13 protein-coding genes are annotated in these 13,719 nt (G+C 50.4%); 4 read left to right on the top strand and 9 right to left on the bottom strand.

The features are described 5' to 3' along the window. Position 1: 1 nt before the first annotated feature. From LCM20_RS09095 to LCM20_RS09070, 6 genes are all read right to left on the bottom strand, one after another. On the bottom strand, positions 2-154 hold the full coding sequence (locus tag LCM20_RS09095) for a hypothetical protein (RefSeq protein WP_225195137.1): 153 nt from the start codon (positions 152-154) through the stop codon (positions 2-4). Between the two features lie 5 nt (positions 155-159). Beyond that, positions 160-930: a nucleoside-diphosphate sugar epimerase/dehydratase gene (locus LCM20_RS09090; RefSeq protein ID WP_225195136.1), complete on the bottom strand. Its 771-nt coding sequence runs from the start codon at positions 928-930 to the stop codon at positions 160-162. A gap of 340 nt (positions 931-1,270) precedes the next feature. Beyond that, on the bottom strand, positions 1,271-1,945 hold the full coding sequence (locus LCM20_RS09085; RefSeq protein ID WP_225195135.1) for a hypothetical protein: 675 nt from the start codon (positions 1,943-1,945) through the stop codon (positions 1,271-1,273). Between the two features lie 121 nt (positions 1,946-2,066). After that, positions 2,067-3,425, bottom strand: coding sequence for a hypothetical protein (locus LCM20_RS09080; RefSeq protein WP_225195134.1), 1,359 nt, complete (start codon positions 3,423-3,425; stop codon positions 2,067-2,069). 460 nt (positions 3,426-3,885) lie between these two features. Further along, complete coding sequence (locus tag LCM20_RS09075) at positions 3,886-4,785, bottom strand: hypothetical protein (RefSeq protein ID WP_225195133.1); 900 nt, start codon at positions 4,783-4,785, stop codon at positions 3,886-3,888. Between the two features lie 225 nt (positions 4,786-5,010). Then, entirely contained in the window at positions 5,011-6,546 is a 1,536-nt protein-coding gene (locus LCM20_RS09070) for a diguanylate cyclase domain-containing protein (protein WP_225195132.1), read from the bottom strand. 173 nt (positions 6,547-6,719) lie between these two features. Between LCM20_RS09070 and LCM20_RS09065 the strand changes: the two genes are divergently transcribed. The 4 genes from LCM20_RS09065 to LCM20_RS09050 all read left to right on the top strand — a co-directional run bounded on the left by LCM20_RS09065 (position 6,720) and on the right by LCM20_RS09050 (position 10,238). Next, on the top strand, positions 6,720-7,439 hold the full coding sequence (locus LCM20_RS09065) for a PRC-barrel domain-containing protein (protein ID WP_225195131.1): 720 nt from the start codon (positions 6,720-6,722) through the stop codon (positions 7,437-7,439). A gap of 240 nt (positions 7,440-7,679) precedes the next feature. Next, positions 7,680-8,420, top strand: coding sequence for a metal ABC transporter ATP-binding protein (locus LCM20_RS09060; protein WP_225195130.1), 741 nt, complete (start codon positions 7,680-7,682; stop codon positions 8,418-8,420). Between the two features lie 3 nt (positions 8,421-8,423). Beyond that, positions 8,424-9,281, top strand: coding sequence for a metal ABC transporter permease (locus LCM20_RS09055; protein ID WP_225195129.1), 858 nt, complete (start codon positions 8,424-8,426; stop codon positions 9,279-9,281). A 15-nt stretch (positions 9,282-9,296) separates the two neighbouring features. Beyond that, positions 9,297-10,238, top strand: a complete 942-nt coding sequence (locus LCM20_RS09050; RefSeq protein WP_225195128.1) for a metal ABC transporter substrate-binding protein — start codon at positions 9,297-9,299, stop codon at positions 10,236-10,238. A 39-nt stretch (positions 10,239-10,277) separates the two neighbouring features. Here LCM20_RS09050 and LCM20_RS09045 read toward each other — a convergent pair whose 3' ends face one another. The 3 genes from LCM20_RS09045 to murJ all read right to left on the bottom strand — a co-directional run bounded on the left by LCM20_RS09045 (position 10,278) and on the right by murJ (position 13,700). Next, positions 10,278-11,570, bottom strand: a complete 1,293-nt coding sequence (locus LCM20_RS09045; protein ID WP_225195127.1) for a hypothetical protein — start codon at positions 11,568-11,570, stop codon at positions 10,278-10,280. 68 nt (positions 11,571-11,638) lie between these two features. Then, on the bottom strand, positions 11,639-12,094 hold the full coding sequence (locus tag LCM20_RS09040; protein WP_225195126.1) for a hypothetical protein: 456 nt from the start codon (positions 12,092-12,094) through the stop codon (positions 11,639-11,641). 103 nt (positions 12,095-12,197) lie between these two features. Next, the gene (murJ, locus tag LCM20_RS09035; protein WP_225195125.1) at positions 12,198-13,700 is read right to left on the bottom strand and encodes a murein biosynthesis integral membrane protein MurJ; all 1,503 of its coding nucleotides are present in this window, start codon (positions 13,698-13,700) and stop codon (positions 12,198-12,200) included. Positions 13,701-13,719: the final 19 nt, after the last annotated feature.

Raw genomic sequence — 13,719 nt, 5'->3', positions numbered from 1 at the left:
CTCAAAGCTTACGGTTCGCTTCCTCTATTGTACTGCACATCCTGCCGCTTTGCGAAATAACGGTCGTGACGATGCCGCTCTCAACCTTTTCCCTCCACGCCAACCGAAAAAACCGCCCAGAGACACTTTCTCTGAACGGTTTCAACGATTCCATCCCAGCTAGTCTTGCATCTGCACATCGCCGCCTGCCTCGGTGTTCACTTGTTTATCAATAATCTCCCTGATTGAAGGAAGCATTCGAACTTCCAACTCAAGCTCCTCGCAGAGACCCACGATGCTGGAGATTTCTTTTTTCGGCGCAGAGGGGATGGCAATGATGACGACTTCGATCCTGAACCTGTGCACGATCCATTCGAGGTCCTCGACCTTGCCGAGTACTGGAATGCTCTGGATCTTCATGCCCTGCTTATCCTTATCATCATCGAGGTAGAGCACTGGAAACAATGGATTTTCCGATTCAACTTTCAACTCATTCAGCACGATTTGACCGGCTTCCCCTGCTCCGATAATCAAGGCTTTCTTCCCTCTTTTGACAAGTGGGTACGAACGATCCTCCACAAGCTCAAACAACAGACGAGGGATAAAGATTCCCAGAACAGCTCCGAATCCTGCGAAAAGAAGTGCTTCCCATGCGACTTGGTACACACCGATCAGCTCAAGCAGAATGCATGTGACAACAACAAAGATTATCGAGTACAACATCGCTACGAAAAGCCCAAACAACGTCTTCGTTTGCTTATAGCCATGATATTTCTGAGACCACTTCGTCGAGCACATAGCGCCCGTGAACGAAACGGCAAAAAGTAAAGCCAGCCTAACACTCTGTTCAAACGGAAATCCAGCAAAGCTCATCACGACAAGGACACCAATAACCACCCAAACAAAATAAACGAGAAAGATAGAAACGAAGTGCTTTTTCACCCGATTCACACCACACCTTCTCCTCATCTCCGTTGAGGTCAACTTTCCTACAAACTAGATCCCAGCCTGGTCGAACGTCACGTACAGCCACACATGAGATTTCCCTACTATTCTCATTAAAAGCGCTGTACTGTTTTTATATGCATGACCCTGCCTGAAGTTAAGGGCGGTATGGAAAATAGGCTGATAGAGAAGTGTGGATGTACGCGCATGGGATCGTCCTGAAGGCGCTTAGAACACGGCGAATGCGCATAGGATCGCTACAAACGCGCATTGGCACACGACGAGCGCGCATAGCCTACTTCTTCCTATAAAAAAAGCAGAACCCGCACTGGGATTCCACTTCAATTCACACGTCGAACTGTTTCAGCTTTCTCACCACCGCGTTTGAGAACGAATGAGGCTGGTAGGTGCCGAGCAGGTGGACGGCCTTGGCTTTTCCGTTTTCGATGATGTCTTTCTTAAGAAGCGGTGCGATGTAGGTGTCGAAGTACGGTTCATCGACCATCTCCGGCATCTTCCGGCGATCCTTCAGCTTATGCAGGTTGCAGACGCGGTTCCAGTAGGCACCAGCGAGCGTCTTGTTCTGCCGTTCCTTCTCCTGCTGACGCTCACTTTCTTCAAGCTCCACCCACAGGTCTTCCTGCACCTTCCTCTCACCAAGCTTCAGTAAGTAGGAAACATCTGCGGACTCAACCCTTGCCTTCAATGCCTCCTCCAGTTCAGAAAAAAGTTCGTTCCCTTCTAGCTCTAGAAGAATGTCATCAACATATTGATCCGTCACCACGATGTCGGCTATGGCCTCCCGCTTCTGTTCCTGCATCCATTCTGTCAAAAGCGCATCCATCTCTTCTGCATACGTTTCATGGACCATGCCCATCCCATCGAGCGGCGAGGAGAAGCTGACGCCTGTGTACTCCTCTTCCGTGAAGCTTGCGAGCGACTGGTAATCCGTCGGCTCAAGCCACTCCCCGCTGTCAGAGAGGCCCTCCCCTGATTTATAATCCACTCTCGTTTTCGTCAAAAAGATTTTGGAAATCCAGATGGCGGTTTCTTCTATAAAAGAAGGCGCCTGTTCCTCGATGTACGCAGCTATGGCCTCCAGTTGATGACGTCTGATTGATATCCTCTCCTTTCGTCGAAGCTTACACCACCATCGTCAAGAGCGAAATGGCGATGCCGATCAGTCCAAGTACAATGCTATACGGCAGGTTTCTAAGCACAATCTGATACGGATTCATCCGAAGCGCGACCGATGTAATCGTCACGATCAAACCATACGGCGCCGACGGTACAGTCGCAATCGCGCACGTCGAAAGCAGAATCGTCAGCGTCACAGGTGAGAAGCTTCCGATTAAGAGCTCCCCCACGCCTCCGAAGATTCCCATCGTCGCAATCGGGTGTACCCCGAGGAGCGTCATGACGAGAAATGCCGATTGAATGAACAGCATGATGTAAATTGGACTCCCCTCCAAGGCAATCAGCGGATCCTGCAGATAGCTCAAGTACGGAGAAGCATTCAAGGCTTCGGTCAAAAAGGAGAGCGTGAGCAAGAGTACGATGAAGTTGCTCAAGTGATTCGTACTCGTCTTCCATGCCGGCCAGCCGATTTTGAAGAAGCTCCTCCTCCTCTTGATCAGCAGCGTCCAAAGAAGCGCGAACGGGAAGATCGACACGGTCACAGAAAAGAGAAAGTCAAGCTCGATCACGTTGCCTAAGAAAACCACTACGCACAGAAAGAGAACGAGTGCTGCGATGAACTGGACGAGTTTGCCGGTCTTCTGACCCCGTTCTACTTTTACCGATAAATCGATGTCATGCTTGCGGAACAGGAATCGTCCGATCAGGGAGTCGACGGTCAGGCCGAGGATGGCGATGAGCAGCATCCACGGGAGGACTTGTATGTAGTCGGCACCTGTGATGAAGATCGATGTCGCAAGCAGGACTTCAAGCGGGCTCCACAACAGGGCGAGCGAGTAGCCGCGCAGGGTGGTCATCAGGATGAAGCTGTTCTTGACCTTCGTCTGGATGTCCTTCAGCTGTTCGCGCAGGAGGTCCTGCGAAATGGTCGCAGACGACAAGTTGAGAAAAGCGGCGAGGGAGACCATCGTCGCCTCTGAGCGCATGTACAAGGTCCCGAGTCCGTCGACGTTGCGTCCGAGCAGGGTTTTCAACAGTTTGTTGTACCTTCCTGCCTTCACGGCGCTGTTCATCCACGGCAGCATGGAGACGAGAAACAGAATGCCGACGTTGCCTGCGAAGAAAGCGGGAATGCTTGAAATGTCGGCGTCACTCGATAGGAAGAAAAAGGTCCCCGCTGCGATCAAGATGATGCCGAGTGTCCGGAAGACGCGGTCAGCACGCGGGAAGCTGATCGCGGTCATGATGATACCGAGAACACCGATGATGGTATAGAGTACGCTGTTCTGCCAAAAGACGTGAACGACGTTTAGTAGAAAGACGAATGAGTAAAAAATGTATAAATGGTTGGCAATGGCGCGCACAAATGGTCATCCCTTTCATAGTTTCGAATAGGGTCATCATATACCATTACACGGGGTCAATCCAACCATTTAGAAAAGACTTACAAAAGAATTTTTCAAATGATCATAGAATGAATGAGACGAAGATGGGACTTTTAAGCCTGACGTAGGATTGGGACAATGACCACTCAGTTCGCGGGTGGAGCTGTCCTATAAATAGAGATATGGGACGCTGAAACGCCTGTCTCGTGCAATGGCTGTCCCATAAAAGTGGATATGGGACTCCGAAACGCTTGACTCGTGGAGGTGCTGTCCCATTTAGAGATATATGGGACACAAAATCGCCTTACTGGTGCAGTGGCTGTCTCAATACCAGAAATATGAGACAGAAAATCCACTGACCTTGGCCATGCTTGTCCCAAATCTATCTAACGACCATTTCATCAAGGAAACGTTTCAAAACAAATAAGAGCTCACACCCTCAATCCCCAACCTTAAAGACGACACCAATTGTTTTCGAACCTTGAAAAAGCATGTCCTCATCATACCAGAGTGCCGTAAACAGGAAATGATGCGTGCCTTCTTTATATAATTCAATCGCAGAATCATTCAGCCGCTCCTCTATGAAAATCGAATCCACAAGTCTCTTATACTCAATCAGTTCAGGCTCCTCTCCTTCCACAGTAATCTCAAGAAAATCACCAGAACTTACTGGAACGGGCTCCAAGTCCTCCGTCATTTCCTCGACTTCTAAATCAATGACAGGCTCTGATAGAAAGGATTCATCTTCACTGCAATCCTCAGCCCAACACTCTTCGATAACTTGAAAAGGAACTTCTTCACCATCCAAGGTAAGGACGAAATTCGGTTTCTCCTCGAGCGGTGTTGCCTTCTTCGGTGCTGAAATCACTTCATCACTCATGACTTCCGTCAACGTGCCCCACTCGACTTCTTTTTGATACTCCTCCCCGCCAGATTCATAGGTGATTTGCAGATTGTACGTTTGGTTGGTCGCATCATCCGGTGCCGTCCACTGCATGATCAGCGTCTGCTCGTTCTGAACCGGATAGCCTTCCACCTCGGTCCGCTCCCCAATCTCCTGGCGACTGTAGATTCCCGTCCGCTTCGTGCTTTCCCCGATATAAAACGCCGGCTGGAAAGCAGCGTCAACCGAAGGCTCTCCCTCTGCCACGGGAACCATCGATTTCAATGTCAGCTCCTCTTCCCCCTCCCATTCAAAAGGAACCACAATCGTATAGGTCTCGTTCGGCGCCATTTGACTCGGATAATAGTTTCCCAATGTGAATTCAGGCTCCGGCGTATTGGGCTGACAGCCGATAAGAGCCAGGATCAAAATGAATACGGTCATCATCTTGTTCATCATTTCCTCTCCTTTATGTAAAAGGTTTTTCTATCTAGCATCTTCTTTCCTATTTTCATCAAGCAAAAGGAAAGTTCTTCCTTTCAGTATAACAAATATCACATACAAAAAAGTGCCACCCCGCTCACAGGGCAGCACGCTTGTTTTCTACATTATTGCTACTATTTTTGCCTACGTTTCCAAGACAGCAATGGAACGGAGAGCAAAATTCATTGTGGTACTCTACTACCTCACCCACACAGAAGACCCGTTCTTCCCATTCTTCTTCACCTGATACATCGAACGATCCGCCTTCGATATCAGAGACTCCACCGTCTCCCCATGCTCAGGATAAAGACTGATCCCCAAACTGTATCGAATCGGAATCGCTTCCTGTCCATGCCGGAACGGGCGCTCGTCGGCGGCTTCCCTCAAGCTGCGTTCGAACCGCTCCACCTCCTGCTTGGACTGGGCGGGAAGGACCGCATAGAACTCATCCCCTCCCACACGGGCAACTGTTCCCTTCTTTCCAATATGCGTTTCAAGAAACCGTGCCACATGAATGAGGAAATCGTCCCCAGTCTGGTGTCCGTATGTGTCATTGATGCTCTTGAAGCCGTCCAGATCCAGGATAAGAAACGCGACCGTATCGGACTCCGACAATTCCTTCTCGGCCGACTCGTAAAAGGAGCGGCGGTTCGGCAGTTCGGTCAAGGCATCGTTGTAAGCAAGGAAGCGAATCGTCTCCTCAGCTTCCTTCATCACCTGGATGTCGCGTATGATCAGCATCAGATACACACGCTGATCGATAAGCAGAAAGTCGCCATCCATCAAGACGTGACGTGGGCTGCCAGAAGTTGTCCGGAGCATCGTTTCGAAGCTTGAGAATTTCTTCCCAGTAAGAAAACTCCGGTTCAAATGCTCAATGGTTTCTTCCTTTTTATCGATACTTAAATGATCGAGAAAATCTTTCCCCTGCACGCGAGGCAGTTCGAGGAGCTTCTTCGTCGCCGGGTTGGCGCTGTCGATTTTATAACGAGCATCGAGCAGCAGGATCGACGATGGGTTCAGGTCATACAAAATGGAAAAACGGTGGCTGTAGGATGCCAGGAAGTCGAAGCGTTTCATCCCGACACCGAGCGCCAGTGTCCAGATCATCCCTCCGTAAATATATGGATAAGGGGGAATCGACCCTTGCAGCTGCACATAGCCGAAGATGATGTCCCACACAAGGACAAAGCTGGCAATCACCGCAAGCAGTCGAATGATCCTTCTCCGAACCGATAGCTGCAGACGGCGATGGACGACGAGAAGCAGGATGACGACAAGGAAATGAAAGACGTTTCCGACCGTCATCGTAATCAAGTAAGACGCATTGAATTCCGGATAAATGAAATACCCGACTTTTTCAAAAGAAGCACTGTTGGTCACGTTCGTCTGGAAGAGAACCGTAAATAGAATGATCACAACCGGCAGGTAGAACACCCACGGATAGACCCACTTCGGCATCCGCTCACCCAATTTCGTAACCTTGAAGATGAAATGAAGAGAAAACGAGAATAAGAGAAGTCCCGCATTTCCGAATAGATAAGTGATGAAGAATGGACTATACGATACGTCCACGAGATGACGCATGAATTCAGAGAAAAAGAGAATCCCATAACATCCGATATACCCGCTCAGCAAGAGATGCTCCGTGTTTTTCATGTTTCTGCCAAGAATGTCCAGAGCCAGGTGAAAAAGTAAACCTGCGGGCAGCAGATACAGCAGAATATAGATCACCAGTGCCCCCATCTTCGTTCCACCCCTTTTTTCCGACGGAATCTTTACATACCCTTTATTTCGCTAAAACTTGACAAAATCCTTCAAAAATATCCCCTTATGTCCGAAAAGCCTGCTCCTATGATTCAAAACCGTGCGCCACGGGAATCTACTGATTAGAAGGAGGATTCCCAATGATCCATAATGAACGATTCATAGAAGACTACACGATCGACGCCGAAGACGCAGAGCTCGGCAAAGTCGATGCGTTTTTATTCGATGACGAAAAGTGGGCGGTGCGCTATCTCGCTGCCGATACGAGAAAGTGGCTTCCCGGGCGGAAGGTGCTCATCTCCCCCATTTCCATTGAAAAAATCAACCACGATGCGAATCACATCTCCGTCCATTTGACGAAAGAGCAGGTGAAGGAGAGTCCGGATATCGACACCGATCAGCCCGTTTCCCGTGAACAGGAAGCGAGGATGAACTTGTTCTTCGGCTGGGGCAACTACTGGGGAGAGCCCGGCATTTGGGGCCCCGGCTTCTACCCATCAGAAGTCGTCCAGCAGGAAATGATCGAAATGACCGAAGAGCAGTCCGAGGAATCCCACGTCCGGAAGACATCTGAAATCGAGGGCTATCACGTCAGAGCGAAAGACGGCGTGACTGGAAAAGTGGAGAGTTTCCTCATTGATGACGAAACGTGGAAGATCCGGTATGTCATCGTGAAAATGGAGGATGCCGACAAGAAAGTCCTCCTCCCTTCCGAACAGATCGTGAATGTGAGCTGGGCCGAGCAGACGATCCAGACGGCCGCCATCAAAGAAGCGTTCAACCAGGCACCGGCGTATCATCCGGACGTCTCGCTCACGCCAGATTATGAAGAACAAATCAAAAAAGCGTATCGCAATTAAATCCCCGCCGCATCGGACCCTTGAGTCCAATGCGGCTTTTCTTTTTCATAAAAACGGTTGACAATTTGTGCGCACTTCTATATATTTTGCATCAAGGAAACTTTTTGACGGTTAACTAAAAAAGTAAGAAACATTCAAACCCTTCTCCCATATCGTAAGAGGAGAATTATTTTTTAATCTAAAAGTTGGTCAAAGGAAAAACATGTGCTTTTTATCAACATTCACAAAGGAGGAATCAGGATGAAACAGACAGCGATATCCGTTCAGGATCTCTACGTCTCCTATTTCGGAACGGAGGCTGTAAGCGGTGTGACGCTTGATATCGAATCCGGCAATCTCGTCGGAATCGTCGGCCCGAACGGGGCTGGGAAGTCGACGTTCATCAAGTCGGTACTCGGTTTGATTCCGAGAGATAAAGGACTCGTCAACATACTCGGGGCACCTGTCAAAGAGGTGCAGAAACAGATTGCCTACGTCCCTCAGCGGAATCACATCGACTGGGATTTCCCGATTACGGTGCTTGACGCCGTTCTTCTCGGCACGTATCCGAAATTGAAGTGGTTCAGACGCCCTCGTAAAAAAGAGAAGCAGTGGGCAATGGAATGTCTGCGCCGTGTCGGGATGGAAGACTTCAGCCGCAGGCAGATCGGCGAACTATCGGGTGGTCAGCAACAGCGCGTGTTTCTGGCACGGGCCCTCGCGCAGGAAGCGGATGTCTTTTTTCTCGATGAACCGTTCGTCGGAGTCGATGTGTCGAGTGAGGAAACAATCGTGAAGATTTTGAAGGAATTGTGCCGGCACGGGAAGACGGTCGTCGTCGTGCACCACGACTTGAGCAAGGCGCAGGAGTATTTCGATCAGCTGATTCTTTTGAACAAAGAGTTGGTCGGGTTCGGAGCGGTGCAGGATGTTTTCCAACCGGACGTCATGCAGCGCGCTTATCAGACGCCGTTTGCCTTCATGAATGAAATGGGGGTGTAGAGGATGGAATTTATTCAAGCCGTCATGGAATATGGCTTTTTACAAAAAGCGCTGCTCACCTCCACGATGGTCGGCATCATCTGCGGAGTGATCGGCTGCTTCATTATCCTGCGCGGGATGGCGCTGATGGGTGATGCGATTTCGCACGCCGTCCTGCCCGGAGTGGCGATTTCGTATATGCTCGGAATCAACTTTTTCTTCGGGGCCGTATTCAGCGGTGTACTCACGGCGATTGCCATCGGGTTCGTCAGCCAGAACAGCCGGATCAAGCACGATACGTCGATCGGCATCATGTTCACGGCCGCCTTCGCAGCCGGAATCATCGTCATTACGATGCTGAAAAGCAGTACCGACTTGTATCACATCCTGTTCGGGAACGTCCTCGCTGTCCGTTCATCGGATATGTGGATTACGCTCGGAATCGGACTGTTCGTCATCGCACTCGTCTATCTTTTCTATAAAGAATTGCTGGTCACGTCATTCGACGAAACGATGGCGGCGGCATACGGTCTACCGGTGCGCATCATTCACTATTTCCTTATGACGCTGCTGACGATGGTCACGGTCGCTTCGCTGCAGACGGTCGGGATTGTCCTCGTCGTCGCGATGCTGATCACACCGGCTGCGACCGCTTATTTACTTACAGACCGGCTGGCGGTCATGGTCTTTCTCGCGGCTGGCATCGGCGCCGTGTCCTCAATCGTCGGGCTGTACTTCAGCTTCACGTACAACCTGGCTTCAGGAGCCACCATCGTCATGGCCGCGACGTCTCTGTTTATCGTAGCCTTCCTGTTTTCACCGAAACACGGATGGCTGTTCAAACTCGCAAAAACGCGCCGACAACGCGCGTCACTACAATAAAGGAGAGATTTAATCATGAAGAAACTTTGGTTTATGCTGGTGACGATACTCGCCATCGGTTTACTTACAGCTTGCAGTTCAGAAGAAGCAGAGGGGAATGCGGAAGAGTCGGATAGCGGCAAACTGCAGGTCGTGACGACGTATTCCATCGTCTATGACATCGTAAAGAACGTCGGAGGTGACCAGGTCGACATTCACAGTCTCGCCCCGATCGGGTCCAACCCTCACGAATACGAACCACTTCCGGAAGATGTGAAAAAAGCGACCGACGCTGACGCTGTCTTCTACAACGGCTTAAACTTGGAAGCAGGCAACGCGTGGTTCGACCGCTTAATGGAAACCGCAGGTAAAGACGGAGAAGATGCGCCCGTTTTCCTCATGAGTGAAGGAGTCGAGGAAATGTATTTGACCTCTGAAGGGAACGAAGGCGAAGCTGACCCTCACGCATGGCTCGACATCCGTAACGGCATCCAATATGCCGAGAATGCAAGAGACGGCCTGATCGAAGCCGATCCGGAAAACAAAGACGTTTATGAAGAAAATGCCGAAGCCTACATCGCCGAGTTGCAAGAGCTGCATGACAGAGCAGTATCCGAATACAACAAAATCCCTGAAGAAGAGCGCGTCCTCGTCACGAGTGAAGGTGCATTCAAATACTTCAGCGAAGCCTACGGGTTCCAAGCCGAATACATCTGGGAAATCAACCAGGAGAACCAGGGAACCCCTGAACAGATCACCCGTATCGTAGACATCATCAACGAAAAACAAATCACAGGGCTATTTGTTGAAACAAGTATCGACCCACGCAGCATGGAAGCCGTATCAGAAGAAACCGGCGTCCCGATCCGCGGCGACGTCTTCACCGACTCCCTGGCAGCACCGGGTGAAGAAGGTGATACGTACATCTCCATGATGGAATCGAACATCGAAACCATTCAGGAGGGTCTGAGCCAGTAAAAGAAAAAGCCTGATTCCCAGTGGGAGTCAGGCTTTTGTTTATTTTGTACCGATATACGCACCCGTGTCAGCGTTCAGTTTGACATACTCGACGGTTTCAACCCCTTCGACAGGAACCAAGTATACCAGCACATCCCCATTCTTGATCGCAAGCTCCGGTTCACCGCTTACGGTCAGATTCGGATGAACATGCTGCTTAGCTTCTTCTGGTGTCAGTTCCGGCGTCACATTTTGAATCCGGTCGTCGTCATACCACTCTGTGAACACCATTTTTGAAAGCCCATTCCCTGAGGACGTCTCGTCGTAGGTCACGGCAATAAAGCTCGACCGATCAACGAGCCCTTCGATTTCACGGTAGACCTTCACCATCGTTCGCCCTTGTTCACTCCAATCGATCTCCCCGGAAAAGTTCATATCCGGCTCAAAAGGCTGCACAGCTTCAACCGCATCTTTCACCATAGCTTCTCCCGTAACGTCTCTATCTTCAAGCAGTTTATGATTGATAGTCGTAAATTCGAGCAGCACGCCCCCCTGCTTCGCCATCCACGCTTGGTAAGGGCTGCCTTCTTGGATGAGCGTCACGTATTTCCCATAAACCGTAGAGTAATGCTGACCGCTGCCTGTCTGCCTGAGCGACTCTCCTTCTCTCCAGAACGGCGCCATTCTTTCTTTGGCTGCCGCACGGACCTCTTCATCAGACAGAATCGGCTCCGGTTCTGAAGGGGCTTCTGCGGGAACGTTCGGCGCTTCTTTGTATTGAGCGTATTGGGGGTCAAGTTCTTTCAGTGTGGCCTGTTCGCCCCAGGTTGTGACCAGCCTTACAACTCTTTCTTGGAGGACTTCCTTCTGCAGGCTCCCTTTACTTCCCATTAACACCGCCGTTATGTCCTTAAAAGCTGTTTCCGCTTCGACAGCCTTAAGGTGCAGCATTCGGATGGCTTCCCACTCATGAGCATCCAAGCCGCTTCCATCCCACTTCTCTAACAGATAGTCACTGTATTGATTAAAAGGTACTTCTAGTCGCGTTACTTCGTTCCCTGACTGAACATCTATCATACTGATAAAATCAAGTGTCGTCCGGTACTCATAGAGACCGTGTCCAGACATTTCCTGTAGTGCCGAGTGAACCTCTTCAAGGTTTGTTGAAGTCAGGATCGTCTCCGTGTACTCATTTAATCTGTGAAACTTCATTTCTTCATCAACAGCTAACTCTACATACATCTCTTTTTTCTCTTCGACGGCCTGGGCTTGCTGGGAGTAAAATTGATACCCCACAACGATTAAACCAACAGCCAACACGGCCGTCATCAACTTCCAAATATGCTTCTTCATCGAATCCCCTTCATCAAGTTTCGTGCTTGGCCACAGACTAAAAAGCGCATGTCTACTCCCTCTTTCTCTTATTCGACAATCTCCATGACCTCCGCAACATGAACAGCTTCATAGAACCCCCGTACTTCTTCATAAAGTTCCGGGTTTTTCTCTTCTAAAATATACCCGTTCTCCACCGGCTCCACCTGTTCATATAAAAAAAGCGCCTCTCCGGACTCTGCCACAGCAAACTCGGCAAAGGCCACGTCCGACCCTTCTCTGAACAGCCGCGCCCGGATCGATGAGCCGTGCAGGTCGTTGTTTGCACTCACCCAGCGCCCTTCTGCTTCCATTAACGGCAAGTCCCGAATCGTTGTCATGAATGAATCGATGATCTCCGTATTCACTGTCTCCACGGCCTCTCGGTTTTCCTCAATCGAAATCTTCCACACTTCCTCTTGAATCGAAAACTCTTCCGCAATCGTCAACTCCGACTGGCAGCCTGCGATAAAAAGCAGGAGCGCCATCCCGATCCACTTTTTCATCCACGCACTCCCCCTTCTCCAAATGTCATAACCTACCAATACCTTAACACAGATGCAAAAAAATCGGACCCCCGCATAAGAGCGAAAAGGTCCGTTTCTGATTTTATCTGAATCTCTGAATCAACGTCCGCACTTCCGGCACTCGGAAAAGGACAAGCAGCACCACATAAACAACAGCCGCTGCCAAAACCGTGACGATCAGCGCAGCATTCAGCGGCATCACCGTCGTCATCTGGCTGTACACCCACATCGCGGCTGCACCCATCACAAGGGAAGCCACCACAATTTTCACCGTGGAAACGGCCACCCGCTTGAGACGGAGCTGTCCGACCTTCATCCTCAGACGAAGGAGCAGGAGGAAGGTCGCTAAGAAGGCGGCGATGCTCGTGGCGAGCGCCAGGCCGCCGACTCCGAGTGATGGGACGAACAGCAGGCTCAAAATGATGTTCACAATCATCGAGACCGCCGTATTGAACATCGGCGTCTTCGTATCCTGCTGGGCATAGAAGGCTTGCGAAAGCACAACCCGCAGACCCACCGCGACCATTCCAAGCGAATAGTAAAAGTACACAGATGACGTCAGCTCGACCGCCTCCTCCCCGAACGCGCCGCGCTCGAACAACAGCCGGACGATCGGTTCAGCAAAAAGCATCGCACCGACTGTAGCCGGAACAACGAGCATGATGACCGCCGTCATCGAATCGTTGACCGCTTTTTTCATGCCGTCGATGTTTTGTTTAGAAGCCATCTTCGTAATCATCGGATACATGACCGTCGTGATTGAGACGACGAAAACGCCGTGGATGATGCCGTTCAACGACTGCGCATAATTCATCGCCGACACACCCCCGACGATGACATCAGAGGCAAGCGTCCGGTCGACGAGACGGTTCATTTGCGTCGCCGCGGTCCCGAGCATGACCGGCACGGCGATGACGAGCATTCGTTTCAAGTGCTTGTTCCGAACATCGAGCGACCACCTGAACCGGAACTGATGCCGGTAGGAAAAAATCGATAGAATGACGAACTGCACCCCGAGCGCGACCACATACCCCGCCGCAAGCAGCACAGGGCGGTCGAAAACGAAGCTCAAATAGATTGAGAGAATCACGACAAGACTCATCGGAATCCCGATCAAGTTCGGGATCGCGAACTGCTTTTGATAATTCAAATACGCACTCAACACGCGGATCAGAATCGTGAAGTAGATGCCGAACAAGCTCCACCTCGTGAATAGAACCGCCGTCCTCAAGACATCGCCTTCAAATCCTTTGGCGAATACCTGCACCAGCGGCTCTGCCCATACCCATCCCGCCACAAGTAAGAGCGTGGAAGCGATCATGAGCACCGTGATCAATTGATTGGTAAAACGTTTGGCCGGAACGGATCCTTCCTCTTCCTCAATCCGGCTGTACATCGGAATGTACCCCGTCGAAATTCCCGCTGCGACGATGCCGAAGAGCACCGTCGGAATCGTAATCGCCACGACGTAGGCATCACTGATGCCACTCGTTCCGTAGAAATACGACAGGGTGACGTCGCGCAGAAATCCGATGATTTTCGAAAGAACCGTTAAGACCATTAATGTAACAACAGCTTTTTTCATGATGTACCCCAATGCCTGA

The organism is Halobacillus litoralis (genome assembly GCF_020171725.1).
GTDB classification, from domain to species: domain Bacteria; phylum Bacillota; class Bacilli; order Bacillales; family Halobacillaceae; genus Halobacillus; species Halobacillus litoralis_F.
The sequence above is the reverse complement of the archived record's forward strand: the minus strand, read 5'-3'. Positions and strand labels throughout refer to the sequence as shown.

Coding starts and splice junctions, on each gene's coding strand:
- LCM20_RS09095 (WP_225195137.1), bottom strand. CDS start 154: ATGGAATCGTTGAAACCGTTCAGAGAAAGTGTCTCTGGGCGGTTTTTT.
- LCM20_RS09075 (WP_225195133.1), bottom strand. CDS start 4,785: ATGAACAAGATGATGACCGTATTCATTTTGATCCTGGCTCTTATCGGC.
- LCM20_RS09065 (WP_225195131.1), top strand. CDS start 6,720: ATGATCCATAATGAACGATTCATAGAAGACTACACGATCGACGCCGAA.
- LCM20_RS09060 (WP_225195130.1), top strand. CDS start 7,680: ATGAAACAGACAGCGATATCCGTTCAGGATCTCTACGTCTCCTATTTC.
- LCM20_RS09055 (WP_225195129.1), top strand. CDS start 8,424: ATGGAATTTATTCAAGCCGTCATGGAATATGGCTTTTTACAAAAAGCG.
- LCM20_RS09050 (WP_225195128.1), top strand. CDS start 9,297: ATGAAGAAACTTTGGTTTATGCTGGTGACGATACTCGCCATCGGTTTA.
- LCM20_RS09045 (WP_225195127.1), bottom strand. CDS start 11,570: ATGAAGAAGCATATTTGGAAGTTGATGACGGCCGTGTTGGCTGTTGGT.
- LCM20_RS09040 (WP_225195126.1), bottom strand. CDS start 12,094: ATGAAAAAGTGGATCGGGATGGCGCTCCTGCTTTTTATCGCAGGCTGC.
- murJ (WP_225195125.1), bottom strand. CDS start 13,700: ATGAAAAAAGCTGTTGTTACATTAATGGTCTTAACGGTTCTTTCGAAA.